The sequence below is a fragment of the Actinospineispora eucalypti genome, from assembly GCF_039543365.1.
Taxonomy (GTDB): Bacteria; Actinomycetota; Actinomycetes; order Mycobacteriales; family Pseudonocardiaceae; genus Pseudonocardia; species Pseudonocardia eucalypti.
Genome location: NZ_BAABJP010000068.1, coordinates 51,159 through 74,492 on the forward strand (window position 1 = coordinate 51,159; position 23,334 = coordinate 74,492).

At 71.3% G+C, this 23,334-nt stretch carries 24 protein-coding genes; 12 read left to right on the top strand and 12 right to left on the bottom strand.

Annotated elements, in window-relative coordinates:
• The first annotated feature begins 2 nt into the window (after positions 1-2).
• A complete protein-coding gene (locus ABEB12_RS40540; protein ID WP_185065616.1) occupies positions 3-1,550 on the top strand; it encodes a long-chain-fatty-acid--CoA ligase in 1,548 nt (515 codons plus the stop codon).
• A 99-nt stretch (positions 1,551-1,649) separates the two neighbouring features.
• Positions 1,650-2,966, top strand: a complete 1,317-nt coding sequence (locus tag ABEB12_RS40545) for a cytochrome P450 (RefSeq protein WP_185065617.1) — start codon at positions 1,650-1,652, stop codon at positions 2,964-2,966.
• Positions 2,967-3,662: 696 nt separating this feature from the next.
• Here ABEB12_RS40545 and ABEB12_RS40550 read toward each other — a convergent pair.
• Entirely contained in the window at positions 3,663-4,850 is a 1,188-nt protein-coding gene (locus tag ABEB12_RS40550; RefSeq protein WP_185065618.1) for a thiolase C-terminal domain-containing protein, read from the bottom strand.
• Between the two features lie 59 nt (positions 4,851-4,909).
• Positions 4,910-5,665, bottom strand: a complete 756-nt coding sequence (locus tag ABEB12_RS40555; protein WP_185065619.1) for a MerR family transcriptional regulator — start codon at positions 5,663-5,665, stop codon at positions 4,910-4,912.
• A gap of 114 nt (positions 5,666-5,779) precedes the next feature.
• On the opposite strand from ABEB12_RS40555, the gene ABEB12_RS40560 reads away from it, so the two are divergent.
• The 4 genes from ABEB12_RS40560 to ABEB12_RS40575 all read left to right on the top strand — a co-directional run bounded on the left by ABEB12_RS40560 (position 5,780) and on the right by ABEB12_RS40575 (position 8,872).
• On the top strand, positions 5,780-6,379 hold the full coding sequence (locus ABEB12_RS40560; protein WP_185065620.1) for a DUF6230 family protein: 600 nt from the start codon (positions 5,780-5,782) through the stop codon (positions 6,377-6,379).
• 11 nt (positions 6,380-6,390) lie between these two features.
• On the top strand, positions 6,391-6,783 hold the full coding sequence (locus tag ABEB12_RS40565) for a DUF6114 domain-containing protein (protein WP_185065621.1): 393 nt from the start codon (positions 6,391-6,393) through the stop codon (positions 6,781-6,783).
• Positions 6,784-6,957: 174 nt separating this feature from the next.
• Positions 6,958-7,992, top strand: a complete 1,035-nt coding sequence (hppD, locus tag ABEB12_RS40570; protein WP_221498785.1) for a 4-hydroxyphenylpyruvate dioxygenase — start codon at positions 6,958-6,960, stop codon at positions 7,990-7,992.
• 7 nt (positions 7,993-7,999) lie between these two features.
• Positions 8,000-8,872 (top strand): EamA family transporter, encoded by an 873-nt coding sequence (locus ABEB12_RS40575; protein ID WP_185065623.1) that lies wholly within the window; start codon positions 8,000-8,002, stop codon positions 8,870-8,872.
• A 4-nt stretch (positions 8,873-8,876) separates the two neighbouring features.
• On the opposite strand, the gene ABEB12_RS40580 is transcribed toward ABEB12_RS40575, so the two are convergent.
• From ABEB12_RS40580 to ABEB12_RS40590, 3 genes are read right to left on the bottom strand one after another with little or no spacing between them, the layout of a single operon-like run.
• On the bottom strand, positions 8,877-9,116 hold the full coding sequence (locus tag ABEB12_RS40580) for a DUF2630 family protein (RefSeq protein ID WP_185065624.1): 240 nt from the start codon (positions 9,114-9,116) through the stop codon (positions 8,877-8,879).
• 10 nt (positions 9,117-9,126) lie between these two features.
• Positions 9,127-9,414, bottom strand: a complete 288-nt coding sequence (locus tag ABEB12_RS40585) for a UBP-type zinc finger domain-containing protein (protein WP_185065625.1) — start codon at positions 9,412-9,414, stop codon at positions 9,127-9,129.
• Positions 9,415-9,428: 14 nt separating this feature from the next.
• A complete protein-coding gene (locus ABEB12_RS40590; protein ID WP_185066179.1) occupies positions 9,429-9,857 on the bottom strand; it encodes a MarR family transcriptional regulator in 429 nt (142 codons plus the stop codon).
• A gap of 158 nt (positions 9,858-10,015) precedes the next feature.
• Between ABEB12_RS40590 and ABEB12_RS40595 the strand changes: the two genes are divergently transcribed.
• Together ABEB12_RS40595 and ABEB12_RS40600 are read left to right on the top strand one after the other, a co-directional pair.
• Positions 10,016-10,780, top strand: a complete 765-nt coding sequence (locus ABEB12_RS40595; RefSeq protein WP_185065626.1) for a pirin family protein — start codon at positions 10,016-10,018, stop codon at positions 10,778-10,780.
• A gap of 47 nt (positions 10,781-10,827) precedes the next feature.
• The gene (locus ABEB12_RS40600) at positions 10,828-12,048 is read left to right on the top strand and encodes an alpha/beta fold hydrolase (protein ID WP_185065627.1); all 1,221 of its coding nucleotides are present in this window, start codon (positions 10,828-10,830) and stop codon (positions 12,046-12,048) included.
• On the opposite strand, the gene ABEB12_RS40605 is transcribed toward ABEB12_RS40600, so the two are convergent.
• Positions 12,045-13,238: a cytochrome P450 gene (locus ABEB12_RS40605; RefSeq protein WP_185065628.1), complete on the bottom strand. Its 1,194-nt coding sequence runs from the start codon at positions 13,236-13,238 to the stop codon at positions 12,045-12,047. The genes ABEB12_RS40600 and ABEB12_RS40605 overlap by 4 nt on opposite strands.
• Positions 13,239-13,271: 33 nt before the next feature.
• The gene (locus tag ABEB12_RS40610) at positions 13,272-13,904 is read right to left on the bottom strand and encodes a TetR family transcriptional regulator (RefSeq protein ID WP_185065629.1); all 633 of its coding nucleotides are present in this window, start codon (positions 13,902-13,904) and stop codon (positions 13,272-13,274) included.
• Positions 13,905-14,055: 151 nt separating this feature from the next.
• Between ABEB12_RS40610 and ABEB12_RS40615 the strand changes: the two genes are divergently transcribed.
• Positions 14,056-14,940 carry a hypothetical protein gene (locus ABEB12_RS40615; RefSeq protein ID WP_185065630.1) on the top strand — a complete coding sequence of 295 codons (885 nt, stop codon included), beginning with the start codon at positions 14,056-14,058 and terminating at the stop codon, positions 14,938-14,940.
• A gap of 957 nt (positions 14,941-15,897) precedes the next feature.
• Positions 15,898-16,752 (top strand): hypothetical protein, encoded by an 855-nt coding sequence (locus ABEB12_RS40620; protein WP_185065631.1) that lies wholly within the window; start codon positions 15,898-15,900, stop codon positions 16,750-16,752.
• On the opposite strand, the gene ABEB12_RS40625 is transcribed toward ABEB12_RS40620, so the two are convergent.
• Together ABEB12_RS40625 and ABEB12_RS40630 are read right to left on the bottom strand one after the other, a co-directional pair.
• Positions 16,727-17,353 carry a TetR family transcriptional regulator gene (locus ABEB12_RS40625; RefSeq protein ID WP_185065632.1) on the bottom strand — a complete coding sequence of 209 codons (627 nt, stop codon included), beginning with the start codon at positions 17,351-17,353 and terminating at the stop codon, positions 16,727-16,729. The genes ABEB12_RS40620 and ABEB12_RS40625 overlap by 26 nt on opposite strands.
• A 10-nt stretch (positions 17,354-17,363) precedes the next feature.
• Positions 17,364-17,900, bottom strand: coding sequence for a GNAT family N-acetyltransferase (locus ABEB12_RS40630; RefSeq protein WP_185066180.1), 537 nt, complete (start codon positions 17,898-17,900; stop codon positions 17,364-17,366).
• 65 nt (positions 17,901-17,965) lie between these two features.
• On the opposite strand from ABEB12_RS40630, the gene ABEB12_RS40635 reads away from it, so the two are divergent.
• Together ABEB12_RS40635 and ABEB12_RS40640 are read left to right on the top strand one after the other, a co-directional pair.
• Positions 17,966-18,532 (top strand): helix-turn-helix domain-containing protein, encoded by a 567-nt coding sequence (locus tag ABEB12_RS40635; protein WP_185065633.1) that lies wholly within the window; start codon positions 17,966-17,968, stop codon positions 18,530-18,532.
• A gap of 218 nt (positions 18,533-18,750) precedes the next feature.
• The gene (locus ABEB12_RS40640; protein WP_185066181.1) at positions 18,751-19,950 is read left to right on the top strand and encodes an amidohydrolase; all 1,200 of its coding nucleotides are present in this window, start codon (positions 18,751-18,753) and stop codon (positions 19,948-19,950) included.
• On the opposite strand, the gene ABEB12_RS40645 is transcribed toward ABEB12_RS40640, so the two are convergent.
• From ABEB12_RS40645 to ABEB12_RS40655, 3 genes are read right to left on the bottom strand one after another with little or no spacing between them, the layout of a single operon-like run.
• The gene (locus tag ABEB12_RS40645) at positions 19,943-20,743 is read right to left on the bottom strand and encodes an alpha/beta fold hydrolase (RefSeq protein ID WP_345703578.1); all 801 of its coding nucleotides are present in this window, start codon (positions 20,741-20,743) and stop codon (positions 19,943-19,945) included. The genes ABEB12_RS40640 and ABEB12_RS40645 overlap by 8 nt on opposite strands.
• Before the next feature lie 41 nt (positions 20,744-20,784).
• Positions 20,785-21,618, bottom strand: coding sequence for an SDR family NAD(P)-dependent oxidoreductase (locus ABEB12_RS40650; RefSeq protein ID WP_185065635.1), 834 nt, complete (start codon positions 21,616-21,618; stop codon positions 20,785-20,787).
• Positions 21,619-21,668: 50 nt separating this feature from the next.
• Entirely contained in the window at positions 21,669-23,123 is a 1,455-nt protein-coding gene (locus ABEB12_RS40655; RefSeq protein ID WP_185065636.1) for a DHA2 family efflux MFS transporter permease subunit, read from the bottom strand.
• Between the last annotated feature and the right edge of the window lie 211 nt (positions 23,124-23,334).

Sequence of the window (23,334 nt, forward strand, 5' to 3'; positions counted from 1 at the left end):
CGATGTACCTCACCCAAGCCCTGCACCGCCAGGTCCGCCAGACCCCGGGGCTGCCGGCGACGATCTTCCAGGGGCGCACGCGCACCTGGGCCGAGTGCGGCGACCGGGTGGCCCGGTTCGCCGCCGCGCTGCTGGACCTGGAGGTGCGGCCGGGGGACCGGGTGGGCATCCTGGCGCACAACTCGGACATCTACCACGAGTTCCTGTTCGCGGTCCCCTGGGCGGATGCCGTGGTCACCCCGGCGAACACCCGGTGGAGCCCGGCGGAGATCGCGTTCTCGCTGGTCGACTCCGGGACCGACGTGCTGCTGGTGGACGACGCGTTCGCGCCGATGGTGCCCACGCTGCGCGAGCAGCACCCCGGCCTGCGCGCGGTGCTGCACAGCGGCACCGGACCCGCGCCGGACGGGGCGCTGGACCTGGAGGAGCTCATCGCCGGGCACGACCCGGTGCCGGACGCCTGCCGGGGCGGCGACCAGCTGGCCGGCATCTACTACACCGGCGGCACCACCGGGCGGCCCAAGGGCGTGATGCTCAGCCACGCGAACCTGCTGACCTCGGCGCTCGGCTCGGCGGCCACCGGCGCGTTCATGGTTCCCGGCGGCCGGTACCTGCACGCCGCCCCGATGTTCCACCTCGCGGACGGCGCCGCGTGGGCCACCTGCAACGCCCTCGGCGGGACCCACGTGATGGTGCCCGGGTTCACCCCGGCCGGGGTGGCCGCCGCCATCCAGGAACACCGGGTGACCGACGTGCTGCTGGTGCCCACCATGATCCAGATGCTGGTGGACTCGCCGGACGCGGCCGACGCGGACCTGTCCAGTGTGCGGCACCTGCTCTACGGTGCTTCGCCGATCTCCGTCGCGCTGCTCGAGCGGGCGGCGAAGCGGCTGCCGGCGGCCGAGTTCACCCAGGCCTACGGGATGACCGAACTGTCCCCGGTGACCACCATCCTGAACCCGGCCGACCACGCGGTGGACCGGCTGCGCCGCTCGGCCGGGCGGGCCGCGCCGCACTCCGAGGTGCGCATCGTCGACGAGCTGGACAACGAGGTGCCCCGGGGCACGGTGGGGGAGATCGTCAGCCGGGGCGGGCACGTGATGCAGGGCTACTGGAACCGCCCGGAGGAGACCGAGGCGGCCCTGCGCGGCGGCTGGATGCACAGCGGCGACGGCGGCTACATGGACGACGAGGGCTACGTCTTCGTGGTGGACCGGATCAAGGACATGATCGTGTCCGGCGGGGAGAACGTGTACTCGGCCGAGGTGGAGAACGCGCTGGCCAAGCACCCGGCGGTGGCGGCGTGCGCGGTGATCGGCGTGCCCGACCCGGACTGGGGGGAGCGGGTGCACGCCGTGGTGGTGCCGACCGGTGCGGAGCGGCCGGCCATCGAGGAGCTGCGGGGTTACCTCAAGGAGCAGATCGCCGGGTACAAGGCGCCGCGCTCCGTGGAGTACGTGGACGCGCTGCCGCTGTCCGGCGCGGGCAAGGTGCTCAAGCGTGAGCTGCGGAAGCGCCACTGGGCCGACACCGACCGCTCGGTGAGCTAGCGAGATGTCGGTGCGTCGGGTTCCCGGAGTTCCCTGCACCGAGTGACCTGGCTAACAGTAGACTCCTGGGTGAAATTTGGGGCTGCAGAGGTAGGTGTGGTGAGCGTGCGGACGGTTTCGCTGCCCGGCTCCGCCGGTCCGCCGCTCCTCGGCCACAGCGCGCAAGTGCTCCGCGACCCGCTGCGCTTCTACTTGGACCGCTATCGCAGGTTCGGGCCGGTCTCGCGGTTCAACCTGGTCGGCCACCCCTCGGCGCTGGCCGTGGGCGGGGACGCGGCCAAGGTGGTGCTGGAGGGACGCGACCGGTGCTTCGCCAGCGGCGCCGGCTGGGCGTTGTGGGCGGGGCCGTTCTTCCCTCGCAGCCTGGTGATGCTGGACTTCGAGGAGCACCTGGCGCACCGGGCGCTGATGGAGCAGGTGCTGACCCGGGACCGGATCGACGGCTACCTCGAGCAGCTGCATGCGGTGCTGGCGGAGGACCTGGCCACCTGGCCGACCTCGTCGAACTTCCGGGCCCAGGACGCCGTGCGCGCGACGGTGCTGCGGGCCAGCGTGCGGGTGTTCATGGGCGGCGGCCTCGGGGCCGAGTCGGGGGAGATCGAGCGGGCGTTCCTGGACTGCGCGGCGGCCGCCGGCGCGACATTGCGGTTCGAGTACCCGGGCAGTACCTGGTCCCGGGGGCTGGCCGGGCGGCGGCGGCTGGAGGAGCTGTTCGTGGACCGCACCCCGGCGGTGCGCGCCCGGGGCGGATCCGACCTGTTCGCGGTGCTCAGCCGGGCCACCGGGCTGGACGGTCGGGGCCTCTCCGACGAGGACGTCGTGAACCACATGATCTTCCTGCTGTACGCCTCGTTCGACCCGGTCTCGATCCCCCTGGTGACGATGATCCGGTACCTGGCGGAGTACCCGGAGTGGCAGACCCAGTGCCGGCACGAGTCCTACGCCCTGGGCAACGGCCGGCCGGGCATGGCCGAGCTGGACCGGCTGGGCTCGCTGGACCTGGTCATGCGGGAGTCGCTGCGGTTGATGCCGCCGGTGTACGCGCTGCCGAACCTGGCCGTGCGGGACACGGACGTGCTGGGGTTCGAGATCCCGGCGGGCACGGTTACGGTGGTCGCGCCGCTGGTCAACCACCGGCTGCCCGAGTACTGGCCGAACCCGGAAGTGTTCGACCCGGAGCGGTTCGCGCCGCACCGGCGGGAGGACCGGGCGCACGAGTACGCCTGGATCCCGTTCGGCGGCGGTGTGCACCGATGCCTCGGGCTGCACTACGGGGCGGTGCAGATGAAGGCGGTCATGCACCAGCTGCTGCTGCGCCACCGCTGGCGGCTGGCCCGGGGCCACGTGCCCGAGGTGATCTGGCGCGGCTTCGCCCGCATGCGCGACGGCCTCCCCATCGAGCTCACCCGCCTCTGAACCGCGCGGCCCTGGCGCCGGTGCGGTCGAGGTGCGGTGCCGGTTCAAATACGGCTTGGACGGCGGAGCTGGGCGGTCTGTCGCGGCCCGGGCTGGCCGGTCGCGTTGGTTTGTGGCGGGCTCGACTAACTCCGGGCGGCTGAAGTGTCACTCGGCGGACTTGGCCGATGGCTCTTCCCCGATCGGCTGGTGGTGCGGTGGGTGGCCGGAGAGAGCGGGGTTGTCAGGCTGGTCGAGAGGCGGCTGAGGGTTGTTCCGTTCGGCCGAAACAGCCCTCACCCGCATCTCGACTGGCACCGTCCCGGTGTCGGGGAAGCCCGTCACTGAGGGTCGCGGTCGCGCCCGAATCTGAGCGGCCCGATCGGAAGAGTGGAGTGCGGCGATTTCTAGATCGACATCAACCTGACGGCCCTCACTTGCTCCCGAAAGGCCCATGAGGTTGATGTCGATCTTCAACGAGGGAGCCGGAGCCGGTCGCCCGGTTCCCATTTGGCCCCGTCCCGACGATGGGGCGGCACCTGGGCCGCGGCAGATCGCCCCAGGCTCCGCCGTCCAAGCCGTCTTTGGACGGGCACCGCGCTTTAGTCGCACGTCAACAGCCTGGCCCCGCGCGAGAAACCGGAACGTCGCGCGGGAAACCGGGGCGCCGCACACGCTGGAAGGTGTGCGGCGCCCTGGTTTGTTTGCGACGCCGGGTCAGCTGGCCTTCTTGTACACCGCCACCGCGCCGGCGCTGCCCAGGCCCAGGTTGTGCTGCAGTCCGACCGTGGCCCCATCGACCTGGCGCTTGTCCGCCTTGCCGCGCAGCTGCCAGGTGAGCTCGGCGCACTGGGCGAGCCCGGTGGCGCCGATCGGGTGGCCCTTGGAGATCAGTCCGCCGGACGGGTTGACCACCCAGCGGCCGCCGTAGGTGGTGTCCTGGTTCTCCACCAGTTTGTGCGCCTCACCCTCGGCGGCCATGCCCAGCGCCTCGTAGGTGATCAGCTCGTTGGCCGAGAAGCAGTCGTGCAGCTCGATGACGTCGACGTCCTCGATGCCCACCTGCGCCTCGTCCAGCGCGCGCTGGGCGGCGAGCTTGGCCACCTGCGCGCCCACCGCGTTGATCGAGGAGTTGCCCTCGAAGGACGCGGTCACGTCGGTGGCGATGTAGTGGCCGGCGATCTCCACCGCCTGGTCCCACAGGTTGTGCGTGTCCACGAAGCGCTCGCTGGCCAGCACGGCCGCCCCGGAGCCGTCCGAGGTGGGGGAGCACTGCAGCTTGGTCAGCGGGTCGTAGATCATCGTGGCGTTCTTGACGTCTTCCAGCGAGTACTCGTCGCGGAACTGCGAGTACGGGTTGTTCACCGAGTGCTTGTGGTTCTTCCAGCCGATCCACGCGTAGTGGTCGGGGGTGGAGCCGTAGCGCTCCATGTGCTCCCGGCCGGCGTTGCCGAACATCTGCGGCATCGGCGCCTTGTCCTTTTCCCAGCCCCGGCCCGCGATCATGGCCTTGAGGTGGTAGTCCAGCATGCCCGGGCCCTTCTTGCCGGTGCCGGCGGACAGCGAGCCCTTGCTCATCTTCTCGTAGCCGACGGCGAGCGTCAGGTCGCAGCCGGCCTTGACCGCCTGGCGGGCCAGGAACAGCGCCGACGAGCCGGTGGCGCACGCGTTCACCACGGTCATGATCGGGACCCCGGTGAGGCCCACGTCGTAGAGCGCGCGCTGGCCCATGGCGGCGTAGGCCGAACCGGCATAGGCCTGCTCGATGTCGCCGTAGGCGACGCCGGCGTCGGTGAGCGCGTTGGTCACCGACTCCTTGGCCATGTCCGGGTATTCCCAGTCCTTGGTCTCGGGCTTCTCGAACTTGGTCATGCCCACACCGATGACGAACACGCGGTTGCCCATGGTGCTACCTCGCTACCTTCACGGGACGCCTTTTCTTTTGCCTCTAGACTATAACTCCGCTATGTGAACGGTGCTTGTCGACTGTTCAGTCCAGGGATGAGACGCGCGATGTAACTGCCGATAACCTCGTCCACGTGTCGCTCCATACTCCTCGTGAGCATGGCTGACATGGCCGCCGCGGTGAGCGGGCGGAAGCGCTGGGCCAGTGCCGTGAGTTCGGTCACCTCCTCGCCGCGGGGCAGCTGGTCCCCGTGCTCGCGCAGGAAGTGTTGGTAGAACAGCACGATCAGGTCGTGCATCGCCGAGTCGACCGCCCGGCCGAGCCGGCCGACCAGCTCGAGCACCCCGTCCAGCGGGACCCCGGCGGTGACCAGCTCGGCGGCCGCGCGCAGCAGTCGGGGGCTGGGCACCCGCAGGTCCTTCTCCTCGCGCTCCACCAGCTCCGCGTGGATGGCCTTCTCGATCAGGTCGTCGGCGTCCGGCGCGCCGAACAGCGCGTGGACCTCCTCGACGGTCATCGACTCGGCCGACTCCTGGCCCCAGAACCCGGTCACCACCTGTTCCAGGCCGAGGATCTCGGACAGGTCCCGGCCCTGGGTCCACGCGGTGAGCAGCTCGGTGATGGTGGCGACGGTGTAGCCGCGGCCGAGCAGTTGGGTGATCACCCGCAGCCGGGCCAGGTGCGCGTCGGAGTAGATGCCCACCCGGCCCTCGCGCCGGGGGGCGGGCAGGATGCCGTGGTCCTGGTAGGCGCGGATGTTGCGCACGGTGACCCCGGAGGCCTGGGCCAGCTCGTCAATGCGGTATCTCGTCACGTCCCGGTCTCTCCGGCTGCGGTACTCTGGCCGCGCCAACGTTGCCAGTCTTCACTGTCTCAGTAGTGGAAGATAGTGAATCGGTGATGTTTCTGTCGCGGGGGAGGTTATTGGATGAGCCCGGTTGGTGGGCGGACCAACTGGTCCCGGTTCGGGCTGGTGTTCGTGCCGGCGCTGCTAGTCCTGGTGGTCATCGCGCTGGGCGCGACCAGCGGCGCGGTGCCGGTCGCCCTGGCGGTGGAGGGGCGGCAGGCGGTCAAGATCAGCGTGCGGAAGCTGTCCCTGCAGGCGGCGGGCACCATGCCGGAGTTCTTCCAGACCGCCGGCGGGGAGAAGAAGCCCACCGTGGTGATTACGTTGAAGGACATCCACGCGCAGGGGCTGTGCGGCTCGTTCCGGGTGGACACGCCGGCCGGGCCGTACGTGCTGCGGTTCACCACGCCGGACGACCGCGACCCGGTGAACATCGGAACCCTGCGGTTCGCCCTGGAGAGCGTGGACGGGTTCGGCGTGCTCGGTGAGGACATGGAGCTGAACCGGGCATTCACCGAGGCCGGCCTGCCTACCGACGCGGGCGACCCGGGTTTCCTGCCGATCAAGGCGGGCGGCCTGCTGCTCAACCTGAACGTGACGGTCCGCTGGGCCACGGCGAACGGCCTGCGGCTGTCCGGGGTCCGGATGGCGGTCGGTAGTGACCAGAAGGAGTGTTTCTAGTGGTCCTCGGGGTGGTCACGCGCCCTGTGGGTGCGCACCGGGCCGCGTCGCCGGGCTGGCGGGACTGGTGCCGGGGGCGTCCGTTGCTGGCCGGGGCGTGCACGTTCGCCGGCGGGCTGGTCGTGGTGCTCCTGCCGGCCGGCGCCTACACGGTTCTGCTGCTGCCCGGGTTGGCCGGGGTGTCCGGGTTCCTGCTGGGCGGGATGCTGTGCGTGTGCGGGCTGTGCCTGGTGTGGTCGCCGGGGTTGCACGGCTTCCTCGGCCTGGTCGCCGCACTGATCGCGCTGACCGCACTGGTCTCCAGTAACATCGGCGGCTTCCTGCTGGGCACCCTGCTCGGCCTGCTGGGCGGCTCGCTCGGCTTTGCCTGGACACCCGGGGAAATTGCTCAGGAAAGCAGGTAAAGAACTTGTTGACTACGTGCTCAACTCATTGTTAACGTAGTAGTTGCAAGCACAATCACCCGCGTTCTACTTTCCCTGTCTACAGTTGTGCCTGGTCACCGGTGGTCTCTCCGGTGAAGCGGATTCGAGCTGGGGGGCAATTCCGCAATGCGCACTTCTATCTGGTGTGACCATGTGCAGTTTTACGTGCGGGATGCGCGCGCGGCTGCTTCGGAGTTCAGCTCCGCCTACGGGTTCGTCGAGCTGCTCGCCGCGCCGGCCGGGCCGGCGCGGTCGGTGGTGCTGGGGCAGGGCTCGATCGTGCTGGCGCTCACCGAGCCGCCGGACATCGGTCCCGGGCGGGACTTCCTGGCCGCGCACGGTGACGGTCTGGCCCGGATCGGGTTCGCCTGCACCGACCTGCGCGAGGTGTATGCGCGCGCGGTGGCCGGCGGAGCGCGGGTGATCGAGCCGCCGCGCCGGTTCGGCCCGGTGCGGATGGCCGCGCTGCGCGGGGTGGGCGACATCGTGCACACCCTGGTCGAGCAGCCCGCCGGGGCGCCCACCCGGTTCCTGCCCGGGCTGGGCTCGGTGCCGCGCGGACCGGTGCCGGCTCCGCTGGGCCTGCGGGAGATCGACCACTTCGCGATCTGCGTGCCGCACGGCGAGTTGGCCGAGGTGGTCGCGCACTACCAGCGGGCGTGGGGTTTCGAGCAGATCTTCGCCGAGCGCATCGAGGTAGGCGCGCAGGCGATGGACTCGGTGGTCGTCGCCAGCCCCGACCGGGGCGCGGTGTTCACACTGATCCAGCCGGGCGGCGCGGAGCCGGGGCAGATCGACCACTTCCTGCGCGAGCACGGCGGACCCGGCGTGCAGCACATGGCGCTGCGCACCGACGACATCGTGGCCACCGTGGGTGAACTGCAGGCCCGGAACGTCCCGTTCGGGCAGACCCCGGGGGCGTACTACGAGCAGCTGCCCGGCCGGGTGGGGAGCACCCGCCATGAGGTGGAGCTGCTGCGGCGCCTGGGCGTGCTGGCCGACCGGGACCACGACGGCGACCTGTTCCAGATCTTCACCCGCTCCGGGCACGACCGGGGCACCTACTTCACCGAGATCATCGAGCGGGACGGCGCGACCACCTTCGGCGCGAACAACGTGAAGGCGCTGTTCGAGGCCAAACAGCGCGAGCTGGACCAGCTGGCGGCCCCGGCGCGGTCGGCTTCGTGACCACCTCGTGAGCACTGCCGCAGCGGTCGCGCCGCCGCGCCAGCTCGAGGGGCTTTCCCGCTGCGCGCTCGGTCCCTGCCTGCTCGGCACCGCGTTCCTGGTCACCCAGCAGCTGCCGGTCAGTCCGATGTGGAACTCCGTGGAGCGGGTGGTCCCGGCCGGGCTGTTGCTGCTCGCCCTGCGCCCCGCGTTGCCCCGGGGCAGCTGGTGGCTGCGTTCGCTGGGGCTCGGTGCGCTCAACTTCGGCGCGTTCTTCGCGCTGCAGGCGTTCGCCGTGCACCGGGTGCCCGGGGCGGTGGTGGCCACGGTCACCGCGACCCAGGCGGTGCTGGTCCCGCTGCTGGTGGCGCTGTTCGGTGAGCGGATCCAGCCGCGCCAGGTGGCCGCGGCGGCGCTCGGCGTGGTCGGGGTGGCGTTGCTGGTCCTGCGCGCGGGCCACCGGCTGGACGCGGCGGGCGTGGCGGCCGCGCTGGTGCTGGCCGGCTCGGCGGCCGCCGGAATGCTGCTGACCCGCCACTGGGGCACCCCGCCGGGCACCCATCACCTCAGCACCACGGCCTGGCAGATGCTGGCCGGCGGGTTCGCGCTGGTACCGCTGGCGTTCATGCTGGAGGGCGGCCCGCCGGCGATGACCCACGGACAGGTCCTGGCCGCTGGCTGGCTCGCCGCGGCCGCCACCGCGGCCGCGTTCGCGCTGTTCTTCGGGGGCCTGCACCGCGGCGTGCCACCGGCCACGGTCGCCCGGCTGGCCCTGCTCAGCCCGGTGGTCGCGGCGTTGCTCGGCTGGACGTTCGCCGGTGAGACACTCAGCCCGGCGCAGCTGGTGGGCATCGCGATGGTGCTGAGCGCCCAGCTGCTGGGCGCCTCCCGGCGGGGTTGAACGCCTACTGCTGGTAGCCCTCCACCACGCCGGCGGAGCGCACCTCGGCCCCGTCCGGCTGCTGCCCGCTGGACCGGCGGGCGCGCCGCTGTCGCAGCAGGTCCCAGCACTGGTCCAGCTGCACCTCGAGGTCGCGCAGCCGCCGGTGGTCGTCGTCGGAGGCCTCGTCGCCCTGGGTGTGGCGCTGCAGGTGGTGCTCCTCGTCGACCAGATGGTTGATCCGCCGCAGGATGTCCTCGTCCATGGGTGTCCCTTCAGGAGTGCGTGGGTCCGGGGGGTACGTCCAGCTCGAACGCCACTTGGTCCGGGTAGCACCAGAACCATTCCTCACCGGGCTCGAACGAACGCACCAGTGGGTGGCCCGTGGTCCGGTAGTGGTCGGTGGCGTGCTTGCCGGGGGAGGAGTCGCAGCAGCCCACGTGCCCACAGCGCTGGCACATGCGCAGGTGCACCCACCGGCCGCCGAGCTCGAGGCACTCGTGGCAGCCGTCGTCGCTGGGGCTGTTCGGGGTGATCGTGTCCAGGTGTCCGCACTCGGCCATGTCTTCTCCCGGGATCAGGGGTGCGCCACCGGAACCGTAGTCCCGGCGGGCCGGTCCAGGCGGGTCAGCACCCGTTCGGCGAAGTCGCGCAGGGTGTCCACCTCGCGCGCGGTGAGCTGGTCGAAGAACACCTCGCGGACGGTGGTGACGTGGGCCGGGGCAGCCTCCTGGATGGCGCGCAGGCCGGCCGGGGTCAGCGTGACCACGGTGCCCCGGCCGTCCTCGATGCAGTCCTCCCGGCCCACCAGGCCCCGGTGCCGCATCCGGGCCAGGTGGTGGGACAGCCGGCTCTTCTCCCACTGCAGCGCGGCCGCCAGCTCGAGCACCCTGGCGCGGTGGTCCGGCCGGTCGGTGAGCTGGACCAGCACGTCGAAGTCGGCCAGGGACAGCCCGGACCGGGCCTGCAGCTCGCGGTGCAGGTGCGCGGTGAGCCGGGCGTTCATCGCCAGGTAGCCGCGCCAGGCGCACTGCTCGCGCTCGTCCAGCCATCGGGTTTCGGCCACCCGGCCAGTCTACGGGAATGGATGACGTGTCATCTACGTTGCCGGGACTGAAAGTTCGATGCGTCTACCATCTGCTTCGGCGGGAGAGGAGCCAGGCAATGAGCACCACCACGTTGCGTCCCGGGGTGGACGTCCGGCGGTCGGCCGACCGGCTGACCACGAAGATCGACTGGCTGGACTCCCGGCACTCGTTCTCCTTCGGCGGCCACTACGAGCCGGAGAACACCCACCACGGCCTGCTGCTGGTCAACAACGACGACCGGATCGCGCCCGGCACCGGGTTCGACACCCACCCGCACCGGGACATGGAGATCGTCACCTGGGTGCTGTCCGGCTCCCTGGTGCACCAGGACTCCCGGGGCAACTCCGGGGTGATCTACCCCGGCCTGGCCCAGCGGATGAGCGCGGGCACCGGGATCCAGCACTCGGAGAAGAACGACTCCTGGCGGCTGGCCGGGGAGAAGCACGACGACCCGGTGCACCTGGTGCAGATGTGGGTGGTGCCGGACGAGGCCGGCATCACGCCCGGCTACGAGCAGCTGGAGATCGCCCCCGAGCGGCTGGCCGGCCAGCTGGTCACGGTTGCCTCCGGAATGCCCGCGCACCGGGACGAGGCGGCGATCCACATCAGCAACCGGTACGCCGCGCTGCACGCCTCGCGGCTGGAGCCGGGGGAGTACGTGCGGCTGCCCGAAGCGCCGCTGCTGCACCTGTTCGTGCCGAGGGGATCGGTGGAGCTGGAGGGCGCCGGGAAGCTGGAGACCGGTGACGCGGTGCGGCTGACCGGCATCAGCGGGCAGCGGGTCACCGCCGTCGAACCGGCGGAGATCCTGGTCTGGGAGATGCACGCCACCATCGACTAGAGCGGCCGGATCGCGGTCTGATCGACGCGGCGAATATGTTTACCGGCATGCCGGGCAGCAAGCTGGAGTTCACCGGGGCCACCGGGGCGCGGCTTGCCGCGCGACTGGACCTGCCGGATTCCCCACCGCGGGCGTACGCGCTGTTCGCGCACTGCTTCACCTGCAACAAGGACGTGGTCGCCGCCGCCCGGATCGCCCGCGCGCTGACCGCGCACGGGATCGCCGTGCTGCGGTTCGACTTCACCGGCCTCGGCGGCTCGGGCGGGGACTTCGGGCACACCGACTTCAGCTCCAACGTGGCCGACGTGGTGTGCGCGGCGGAGTACCTGCGCGACCACGCCGGCCCGGTGTCGCTGCTGGTCGGGCACTCGCTGGGCGGCGCGGCGGTGCTGGCCGCCGCGCACCGCATCGAGGGGGTGCGCGCGGTGGCGACCATCGCCGCGCCGGCCGACCCCGGTCACGTGCTGCGCCTGCTGGACGAGCACCGCGCGGACATCGAGCGGGACGGTGAGGCCCACGTGACGCTGGCCGGCCGGAAGTTCCGGATCCGCAAGGAGTTCCTGGACGACATCGCCGGCCAGCCCCAGTCGGAGCGCATCGCCCACCTCGGCGCCGCGCTGATGGTGGTGCACTCGCCGGTGGACGAGCTGGTCGGCGTGGAAAACGCGCGGCGCATCTTCGAGACGGCCCGGCACCCGAAGTCGTTCGTCGCGGTGGACGGCGCGGACCACCTGCTCACCAAGCGGGCGGACGCCGAGTACGTGGCCGGGGTACTGGCCGCCTGGGCGTCCCGGTACGTCGGCGAAGCGCCGTCGCCGGCCGAAGACCGGCCCGCCGAGGGCACGGTTGTGGTCAGCGAGAACGGCGCCGGACCGTTCGGCCAGCGGGTCCTCGTCGGGCGGCACGAGCTGACCGCCGACGAGCCCGAGCCGGTCGGCTCGGACGGCGGGCCTTCGCCCTACGACCTGCTGCTGGCCGGCCTCGGCGCGTGCACGTCGATGACCATGCGAATGTACGCGCAGCGCAAGGGGCTGCCGCTGGACCGGGCCACCGTGCGGCTGCGGCACTCGCGCATCCACGCCAGCGACTGCGCCGACTGCGAAACCAAGGTCGGGCGGCTGGACCGGATCGACCGCGAGATCGTCCTCGAGGGGGCACTCACCGAGGAGCAGCGCCGGTCCCTGCTGGAGATCGCGGACAAGTGCCCGGTGCACCGGACTCTGCACTCCGAGGTGGAGATCCGGACCAGCGAGGCGGCGGGGGCCTAGGCCGGGGTGAAGACCACGTCCAGGCGTTCCGGGCCGAGCGTGTTGCTGCCGCCCCGCCAGACGATCTCGCCGTCGTCGGCCAGCCGGTAGTCGGGCAGCGTGCCGAGCATCTCCTGCAGCACCACCAGCATCTCGGTCACCGCGAGGTGCTCGCCGATGCACCGGTGCCGCCCGGTGCCGAAGGCGAGGTGGGCCTTGCCGTCCCGGTCGATGTCGAACGAGTCCGGCTCGGCGAACTTGGCCGGGTCCCGGTTGGCCGCCCCGTAGTTGAGCATCACCTTGTCGCCCCGGCGCAGGTGCGATCCGGCCCGCTCGTGGTCCTCCACCACGGTGCGGGCCATGTGCATGATCGGCGGGTCCAGGCGCAGCGACTCGTGCACGGTGGCCCGCATCAGGCCGGGGTCGGCGAGCAGCCGCTCGCGCAGCCCGGGCGTGGTGACCACCCGGTACAGCAGGCTGCCGATGCCGTGCACGGTCGTCTCGTGCCCGGCCACCACCATCAGCTGCACCATGCCGAGCGCGATCACCGGCGGCATCTCCTCGCCGTCGATGAGCGCGTTGACCAGCACGCTGAGCGTGTCCTCCCTCGGCCGCTCGCGGCGTTCCCGGATCTGCTCCTCCAGCCAGTCCTCCAGCTCCTTGGCCGCCGCGATCTTGGCCTCCAGGCCCACCTTGGCCGAGGAGAGGAAGTTGCCGGCCAGCCGCCGGACCGTCCCGCAGTCGGCCGGGTCCAGTCCTAGCGCGAGCCCGATGACCAACGGCGGGACCACCTCGGCCAGCGAATCCACCAGGTCGGCGCGTCCGTCGCCCCGGAACGTGTCGATCGCGTCGCGGACGATCCGCCGGATGCCGGGCTCCAGCCGGGCGATGGCCGGCGCGGTGAAGTAGGGCAGCGCCAGCTTGCGGTACGGGGTGTGCTCGGGCGGGTCCAGCTCGGCCGGGATGACCGGCATGGACGCCCCGGTCGGCGGGATCATGATGCCCTGGGTGGTGGTGTACCGCTCGTGGTCGCGAGCCGCGCCCAGCACGTCCGCGTAGGTGGAGAGCAGCCAGAATCCGCCGTACCGCGAGCTCCAACCCAGCGGGCAGGTGGCGCGCAGTTCGGCCAGTCGATCGTGCAGGACGGTGCGCATTGCCGGGTCGGCGAAGTCGTAGTCGACCACCGGGCAGCGCGTCTCGCTGGCGGTCATGCCAGAAAAACTAACGCTATTTGGTTGTCGCCGTCAAGCGCTCGCCGGGGAGGTCCGCTCCTCGGTCGCGGCCACCACGCTGTCGATGATCTTCTCGCAGACGATCTCGAAGATCGCCTCGGCCGACACCGCGCGCTGGGTGATCGCCCGGGCCAGGTTGGGTGCCTTGGCCGTGTCGTGCTCCTGGTCGGCGATCGGGGTGTCGCCCCGGGTCTCGTGCAGCGCGCTGGCGATCGCGTACAGCTCCAGCGCCTCCAGCATGGGGGCGATGGCGCCGGTGGGCACGTCCTCGTCCTCGAGCAGCCGCACCGTGGCGTCCAGCTGGGCGGTGCCGATGCCCAGTGGTTGACGGCGCAGCATCACCGGCACCAGGTCCGGGTGCCGGCGGAACGCCTCACGCAGCCGCCCGGCGTTGCGCAGGATCCACACCCGCCACGGCTCGTCGTGCGTCTGGGGCGTGCGCACCTCTTCCAGCGCGAGCATCGCCGCGCCCACCACGATCTCTTCCTTGTTCTCGAAGTGGTGGTACAGCGACGCGCCGTTGACCTTGAGGCGATCGGCCAGGCGCCGGATGCTCAGGGCGTCGATGCCCTCGGTGTCGATGATGTCCAACGCAACCTCGAGCGCCTTGCGCTTGGAGATCAGCGGAACTTTCGGTCGCGCCACGCCTCATTGCCCTTCGGATACCGCCCGGACCAGGAACACTGGCCAGGGTACCGCTTCAACTGGTGAAACGATCGCGGCGCCGGTCGAAGCCCGGTTCGGCGTGGCCGGAACGTTCAATACCGGTGCCCCGGGGGTGGGGACGATGTGCGGCGTGAAACCGAACCTTTCCGCCGCCGCCTCCTTCCTCGCCGCGCATGCCCGAACCCTCGACCGCCGCCGGTTCCAAACACTGTTTGGCGAGGTCGACGCGCCCGCGCTGTTCGCCGCCGTGGACGCCTACCGCAACCCGGACGGCGGCTACGGCTGGGGTCTCGAGCCCGACCTGCGCGCCGGCGAGAGCCAGCCCGGCGGGGCGCTGCACGCGTTCGAGGCGTTCGCCGACGCCGCTCCGGTGGTTACCCCGCACGCCGCCGAGCTGTGCGACTGGCTGGCCTCGGTCACCCTGCCGGACGGCGGCCTGCCGTTCGCCCTGCCCATCGCCGACCCGGCCGGCTGTGCGCCGTTCTGGCTGGACGCCGACCCGGGCGCATCCTCGCTGCAGAGCACCGCGTTCACCGCGGCGGCCGCGTGGCGGGTGGCCGCGCACGACCCGGCGGTCGCCGCGCACCCCTGGCTGGCCCGGGCCACCCGGTACTGCCTGGACACCATCCGCGACCTCGACACCCGGCCGCACGCCATCGCGCTGTGCTTCGCGGTGCACCTGCTGGACGCGGTGCACTCCGCGTATCCCGAGGCGCCGGAGCTGTTGGACCGGTTGGGCGCGTTCATCCCTTCCGACGGGATGCTGCCGGTGGAGGGCGGCGCCGCCGACGAGAAGATGCGCCCGCTGGACTTCGCTCCCGTCCCCGGCCCGGCGCGCCGGCTGTTCCGGGATGAGGTGATCGGTTCGGAACTGGAGCGGTTGGCGGGCCGGCAGGAGGAGGACGGCGGCTGGCGGGTCAATTTCCGCAGCTACTCGCCGGCCGCCGAGCTGGAGTGGCGGGGCTACGCGACGGTGGGTGCGGTGTCCGTGTTGCGCCGGAACGGGTTGGTCTAGGGGGTTGGCGCTGCTCCGGAGACGGCTCGGTGCGGACGCCGGTTCCGGTGCCGGTCGGGAGACGGCGCGGTGTGGGTGTGGTGTCGGTCTGAAGGCGGTGCGGCCTACGTGTGGTGTCGGTCTGAAGGCGGTGCGGCCTACGTGCGGTGCCGGTCTGAAGGCGGCTTGGACGGCGCGGCGTGGGCGGTCTGCCGAGGCTCTGGTTCGGCCCCGTGCGTTGGCGACCTGGTCGGTGCCGGCTCACTTCGCGCGGCCCCTTTCATGGTCATCAGGTATCCAGTGCGATTTTTCGCTGGGGAAATCGCGCTGAATGCCTGGTGATCATCGATTACATGGTCATCAGGGCGTGGTGGTCGCTTTGGAGGTCTGGAGGCGGCCCTCATGCCCTGATGATCATAGATGGAGGTGCGGGGGCGGTCCCGGGAGTCGCATCGGCAACATGCGTTTCGTGACTGACACGCCTTGGGTTTTCGATCATGCACCAACCCCCACCACGTACCACTCGCGAAACGGAAGTGACGGATGAGACGTGGGCGTGCCCACCTCCCCGGCAGCGACCCCAACACGACGGTCGTGCTCGGGTCGCGCGGCCCGAGCCCCGGTGCCGCCCCAACGTATCGTTCGCGCCCAGACCTCGGCCCCAACGGAACGGGCCGAACCCGAGCCGCGGCAGACCGACCACGCCGCGCCGTCCGAGCCGTCTCCACACCGGCACCGCGCCGAGGCAGCGCCGCCTTCGGGTCCGGCGCCGTGCCGCTTTCGGGACCGGCGTCGCACAGGTAGTTCGCGGCCACCAGGCCGTTGTGTCCGGCGCCGATGACCAGCACGTCGCGGTCGCCCGCAGTCATGTGCCGACTATATGGTCGGTTAATTTACACATACAGGCAGGGAGATGGTTGATTGACAGACTAAATGGTCGGTTCTATCGTCGGTGCCACACCATCCGAGGAGGTCAGCGTGAACCCACCCGGTGACGCTCCCGTCCATATGGTCGTCGACCCGGCCTGGCAGTGGGGGTTCGGTCTGCTCCATTTCGGTGTCGCGGCGCTGACCGTGGTGCTCGCCGCCCGGGGGCCGATCCGGCAACGGGACTGGCGGGAGCTCACGTTCCGGATGGTGGTGCTGTTCAGCGGGGCGCTCGGGGCGGTGGTCTTCGAGGGCGCGGTGGACCGCGCCGGCAAGCTCTGGTACGCCGAGCAGGGCGCGTGGCCACTGGTCACCCTGTGGGGCGTGCACGTGCCGCTCTGGGTCGCGCCGGTGTACCTGTGGTTCATCGGCGGCGGGGCGTTGGTGATCATCCAGAAGATCCGCAACGGCGGCCGCCCGCGCGACTTCCTATATATTTTCGGTGGAATCGCGGTGGCCGACCTGCTGCTTGAGATCCCGATTATCAAGATTGCCGGGTTGTACACCTACTACGGCGACAACCAGCCATTCTTCCACCCCGAGTGGTTTCCCCTGCCGCTGTGGTTCATCACCACCAACCGCCTGCTCGACCTGGTGCCGGCAATGCTGATCCTGGTGCTCATGTCGGCGAGGTCGAAGCACGTCATGTGGGCAATTCCGGTGGTCATGTTCGGCTCGATGTACGTGTCCTACGCATTCGTCACCTGGCCGACCATCGCCGCACTGCACTCCGGGGCCAGCGCGCTGGTCGCGCACCTGGCGGCCACCTACACGATCGTCATCGGCCTGCTCGCCACCTACTTCGGCGCGCAGCTGGCGCCGAGGATGAAAGAGCTGATGAAGCACCACGAGAAGCCCAGAGCCGCCCCGGATGTGACGGCTAGTCCGCTCCCCGTGCGGGCGTAGCGGGCGGCCTCGGGCGCCGGGTGCCGTCCAGCATCACCTCGATCACCGTGTCCACCACCTGGCGGTGGCTCCAGGTGCCGTCGGGCCGGAACCACTCGACCACCGAGTCGGCCATGCTGAACACCAGGTGGACGAGCAGCGCGGGGTCGTGCCCGGACAGCAGATGGCCCGCCGCCTGGGCGGCGCCCACCAGTCCGGCGATGTGTTCGGAGAACCTGGCCCGCTCCGCCCGCGCCCAGCGTTCCGTCGGGGTGTTCCCCTGGACCCGCTGGAGCAGGGACATCTCGGCCTGCAGGCGCAGCTGCGCGGCCATGATCTGCCGCATGATGTGCACCAGCCGGGCCAGCTCGTCGCCCTCGTTGGACTCCGGCTGCTCCAACACCGCCCACAGCGCGCCCAGCGCCCGCCCGGCCGCGTGCCGCAGGAAATCCTCTTTTCCCGTGACATGGTGGTAGACGCTGGATTTGGAAATGTTCGCCGCCCGCGCGATGTGTTCCATGCGGGTCGCGTCGTATCCGCGCTCGGTGAATATGCGAACCGCGACATCGGTGAGCGAATCGAGGGTGTAAGGCGCGCGTTCGCTGCGTTTCGGTGGCGCCACCCGGATCAGCCTAGCGTGGAGCGTTTGCCGAGCGCGCGCCCAGTTCGGCGAGCGCGGGAGGCGCCAGTGCCCGCTGCATGAGAATGGTGTCCAGCCAGCGGTCGTGTTTGCGCCCGACCCGGCGCAGCCGGCCGGCCTCGGTGAACCCGTGCCGCCGGTGCAACAGGGCGGAAGCGGGGTCGCCGGTGTCGGCGATCACCGCGATCAGCTCCCGGATGCCGGCGGCCGAGGCGGCGGTGACCAGCTCGGCGAGCAGCGGGCCGCCGAGGCCCCGGCCGGTGGCCCAGGGAGCCAGGTAGATCGAGTTCTCCGCAGTGTGCCGGTAGGCCTCCCGGGCCTTCCACGGCGTGCAGTAGGCGTAGCCGGCGAGCTTCCCGTCCAGCTCGACCACCAGGAACGGCAGGCCGGCGCCGGTGATCGCGTGGTACCGCTCGGTCCAGGCGGCGGTGTCCGGCACGGCCAACTCGAAGGTGGCGGTGCTGTGCGCCACGTAGTGCGCGTAGATCTCCCCGACGGCTTCGAGGTCGTCCGGAGCGGCGGGGCGGATCGTCGGCACGGGGCCTCCTGGGACGTGCTTTCTCTATAGAGGAATTACTTCGTATTATAGAGCACGTGGATCTGGCCTGGCTGGGCAACCGCGCGCGTGACCTGCGGCTGGAACGTGGCCTGACCCTGCACGCCCTGGCCGCTCAGTGCGGGGTGAGCGTGAGCATGCTGTCGTCGGTGGAGCGCGGGGACAAGGCGCCCACGGTGGTGGTGCTGGACAAGATCGCCACGGGGTTGGGCATCCCGCTCACCGAGCTGCTCTCCGAGGTCGACCGGGGGTTCCTGGTGCGCCGGGCGGTGGAACAGGACGTCGCCGAGGAACCCGGTGGTTGGTGGCGCACCATCCTCACCCCGGTGGTGCCCGGTGTGAACTTCGAGCTGGTCCGCTCCACCCTGCCGCCGGTCTGCGACGCCGGCTGGTTCCCGGCCTACGCCGGGGGGTCGCACGTGTTCGTCGTGGTGGTCGCCGGGGTCCTGCGGCTGACGGTCGGGGAGCGCACCGAGACCCTGCGCGCCGGTGACTCCGGCTACTTCGCCGCGCACCTGCCGCACCGGTACGCCAACGCCGGGGAGACGGACTGCGAGTACTACGTGGCCGCGCTGATCATGCGCTCGCGGGCCCCTGGCCGCTGACCTCTCCGCGACTTATATTGCCCTCAGTTCGAACGCTGAATACCAGGGGGAGCCCGATGCGCCCAATCGACCGACGCACCGTGTTGACCGGGATCGGCGGGGCGGCCGTGGGGGCGGCGCTCACCGTGGCCCTGCGACCGGGGCAGCCCGAGCCGGCCGCGCCGGCCAAGGTGGCACCACCCGCTCCCGTCGCTCCGGGAGCCGGCCCGATGAGCGGGCTGCCGCTGGCCAAGGACGCCGCCGCGCTCCAGCCGGACCTGGTGCGGCTGCGCCGGGCCTTGCACCGGCAGCCCGAGGTCGGCCTATCCCTGCCCCGGAGCCAGGAGGCGGTGGTCAAGGCCCTGGACGGGCTCCCGCTCGAGGTGCGCACCGGCAACGCCGTCAGCTCGGTCGTCGGGGTGCTGCGCGGCGGTGCGCCCGCGCCGGCCCGCCGGTCGGTGCTGCTGCGCGGCGACATGGACGCGCTGCCGCTGGCCGAGAAGAACGGGCTGGACTACCGGTCCCAGACCGCCGACACCATGCACGCCTGCGGCCACGACCTGCACACCAGCATGCTGGTCGGCGCGGCCCGTCTGCTCTCGGCGCACCGGGAGAAGCTGGCCGGTGACGTCGTCTTCATGTTCCAGCCCGGCGAGGAGGGCTTCGACGGCGCCGGGAAGATGATCGCCGAGGGGGTCCTGGATGCCGCCGGGCAGCGCCCGGTCGCCGCGTACGCGCTGCACGTCGGGTCGACCATGCCGCTGGGCAGCTTCGTCACCCGGCGCGGGCCGATGCTCTCCGCGTCGGACACGCTGAAGGTGACCGTGCACGGCAAGGGCGGGCACGGGGCGGTGCCGTACCAGGCCAACGACCCCATCCCGGTGGCCAGCGAGATGGTCACCGCGCTGCAGGCCATGGTCACCCGCCAGTTCAGCGTGTTCGACCCGGTGATCTGCACCGTCGGCCTGTTCCAGGCCGGCACCAAGAGCAACGTGATCCCCGACCAGGCGCACTTCGAGGCCACCGTGCGCACCTACTCCACGGCCGCCCGGGATCGCTTCATCGAGCAGGTGACCCGGTTGCTGCGCGGCATCGCCGACTCGCGGGGGATGACCGTGGACGCGGTGTTCAGCGAGGACCACTACGACGTCACCGTCAACAACGCGGGCGAGGCCGAGTTCCTCGCCGACACGGTGGCCCAGCTGCACGGCGCGGAACGGTTCGCCTGGCTGCCCGACCCCCTGACGCCCTCGGAGGACTTCTCCAAGGTGCTCGCCCAGGTGCCCGGCGCGATGGCCATGCTCGGCGCGTGCCCACCCGGCCGGGACCCGGCCACCGCGCCGGCCAACCACTCGCCGCTGGCCGAGTTCGACGACGCCGTGATGGCCGACGGCGCGGCCGTGCTGGCCGAGCTGGCGCTGCGCCGGCTGGTCAGCTGAGCAGGAAGTCGGTGACCACGCCGGCGAACTTCTCCGGGATGGTGTCCATCGCCATGTGCGCCTGGCCGGGCAGGTCCAGGATGTCGCTGCCCGGGACGGTCCGGTGGGCCGCCCGGGTGGCCGCGCGCACGTATTCGGGGCTGTCGGTGCCGAGCAGGAAGCGCACCGGCACGGTCAGCCGGGACAGCTCCGGGCGCGGCCGGTAGGTGTCGGCCACCCGGCCCTCGCGCACGATGGTGTGCGCGGCGGCCAGCCGGGCCGGCCACATCGGGGTGCGCCGCTGGGCGTCCACCGCGGCCTCGTCCAGCCCGATCGCGCCCCGGAAGAACGCGGCCAGCACGCCGTCCCGGTCGTCGGCCGCGAGCCGCTCCGCCATGGTGTCCAGCACGCCGGACGGGAACACCGCCAGCCCGTTGGTGCGGAACGGCGGCTCGTACAGCACGACCCGGTCGAACGGCCCGCCCCGGGGCAGCGTCTCCAGGGTGATCAGTGCGCCGTAGGAATGGCCGAGCAGGTGCACCAGGCCGTTCGCGCCGGCCGCGGCCTCGGCGACCGCGAGCAGGTCCTCGGCCTCCCGCTCGATGGTGTACGCGGCCTCGGGGCCGTCGCCGCTGAGCCCCCGGCCCCGGCGGTCCACCAGGTACAGGGTGAACCGCTCGGCCAGTATCGGCGCCACCTGCGCCCAGCGGGTCCGGTCGGCGGTGCCGCCGTGCAACAGGATCAGGCCGGGTCCCACGCCCCGCACCTCGAAGCCGATCCGGGTGCCGTCCGCGGAGATCACACTGCTGGTCATGACTCCGACCATAGGCGCGCCGGCTTTCGGCCCGCTTTCGTTTAGCTGCCCAGCGTCTCCGCGTACATCTTGGCCAGCCGCTTGTGCATCAGGCGGGGGTAGGCGGCCGGCAGGTAGCGGGTCAGCTTGTCGATCATCTTGGTGTCCGCGCCGACCATGACCCGGGTGCGGTCGCGGACGATTGCGTCGAGCACGGTGGACGCGACCTGCTCGGCGGTGGCGGACTGCTTGGAGCCGGTGAGGTTGCGCTGCAACGCCGCCCGTTTGCCCTCGTCGATGACCGGCGAGTTCTCCATGATGGAGGTCTTGGTGCCCCCGGGGCAGACCAGGGTGACGCACAGCGGTCCCTCGGCGAACTCCATCTGCAGCGCCTCGGTCAGGCCGCGCACGCCGAACTTGCTGATGTTGTAGGGGGACATCGCGGTCATGCCCATCAGGCCGGCGAAGCTGCAGATGTTCACCAGGTTGGCCGCCGGGCGGGTGAGCAGGTGGGGGAGGAACAGCCGGCTGCCGTGGATGGCCCCCCACAGGTTCACGTCCAGCACGGTGCGGAAGGTGGCCAGGTCGGTGTCCACGGTCGGCTCCGGCGCGGTGGAGATCCCGGCGTTGTTGACCACGATGTCCACCGCACCGTGCTCGCCCAGCACGGCGTCCACCAGCCAGCGCATCTGGTCCTCGGCCGAGACGTCCACCGCGTGCGCGCTGGCCCGCCCGCCGGACTCGACGATCCGGTCGGCGGTGGCGTCGGCCGCCTCCGGACGCAGGTCACAGACGGCGACCGTGGCGCCCTTGCCGGCGAGGGCCAGGCACAGCGCCCGGCCGATGCCGGAGCCGCCGCCGGTGACCACGGCCACCTTGCCGTTCAGATCGCGCATCTTCCCTCCGGCCACTCGGTTTGCCGGAAATGTAGCGCGTACTTACTGTCTTAGCTACCCGGCTTGCGACGTCCGACCAACAGGGTGAGCGGCACGGCCACGGTGCCGATCGCGGCGGCGACCAGGAAGGCCGCCTGGCCGCCCGGCGCGTCGGTCGCCTTGGTCGGGTCGTGGGCGGCCAGCGTCATCACGGTGATGAACAGCGCCGTGCCGGCGGCGCCGGCCACCTGCTGCAGGGTGCTCACGATGGCCGTGCCGTGGGAGTCCAGGTCGCCGGGCAGCAGGCCCAGCGCGTCGGTCATCAACGGGGTGAACATCAACGACAGGCCCACCACCAGCACCACGTGCATGCCGACCACCAGCCACAGCGGGGTGCCGGTGCCCAGGGTGACGAACGACCACAGCGCCAGACAGAGCACGACCGCGCCCGGGGTGACCAGCGGCCGGGCGCCCAGCTTGTCGTACCAACGGCCGACCACCGGCCCGAGCAGCCCCATCACCAGGCCGCCCGGCAGCAGGGCCAGGCCGGTGGCGAACGCGTTCACGCCCATCACGTCCTGCAGGTACAGCGGGAGCAGGATGAGCACGCCGAACAGCGACATCATGCCGAGCATCATCAGCAGCAGGGAGATCGTGAACGCGCGGTGCGCCAGCGGCCGCAGGTCCAGCAGCGCCCGGCCGTCCCGCTGCAGCCGCAGCTGGCGGGCCACGAAGACGGCCAGGGCAACCGCGCCGGCCACGGCGGGCGGCCCCGGGCTCAGCTGGCCCACGCCGCGCACGGCCTCGCCGACCGCGGACAGCCCGAGCACCAGCCCGCCGAAGGCCACCACGGACAGCAGCACCGACCACACGTCCAGCGGCACCCGGCGGGTCTCCGCCGCCATCCGCAGCCAGGTGGCCCCGGCGGCCAGCGCGATCAGTGCGATGGGCAGCACCAGGCCGAACATCCAGCGCCAGCCCAGGGTGGTCAGGATCGTCCCGGACAGCGTCGGGCCGATGGCCGGCGCCACGGCGATCACCACGGTGATCGTGCCCATGGTGGCGCCCCGCCGGTCCGCCGGCACCAGCCGGATCACCGAGGTCATCAGCAGCGGCACCATCACCGCCGTCCCCGCCGCCTGCACCACCCGGCCGGCCATCAGCGCGCCGAAGCCGGGCGCCAGCGCGGCGGCCAGGGTGCCGGCGCTGAACAGGGACATGGAGGTGAGGTAGACCGCGCGCGGGGTGAACCGCTGCAGCAGGAAACCGGTGATCGGGATGACCACGGCCATGGTCAGCAGGAAGCCACTGGTCAGCCACTGCGCGGTGGCCACGGTGACGTGCAGCTGGGTGACCAGCGTCGGCAGCGCGACGCTCATCACCGTCTCCATGAGCACCATGACGAACGCGGAGCCGACCAGCAGCCATACGGCGAGCGACGGCTTGCCGTTCGTTTCGGTGGCTCCCGGCCCGGTCTCCCGGGCCACCAGCCCCGACGCGCCGGGGTTCTCGGCGGCACCGGACATCAGCAGATCCCCCTCCGGATATCGGCCCGCGAGGTTACCCAGGGAGAGGGACGTAAAGCGAACGAGTTAACCGGGGGCTGAACGGGCGGTAGCGTGGCAGAATCGCCCGATGGGCGATTAGGACCGTCGTGCAGCGGGTAGAGGATGTCGGCGGCCGGAAGCGTCGCCTGGCCGCACGGCGACCCGTGCCGGCCACCGAGTAGCGATCCCG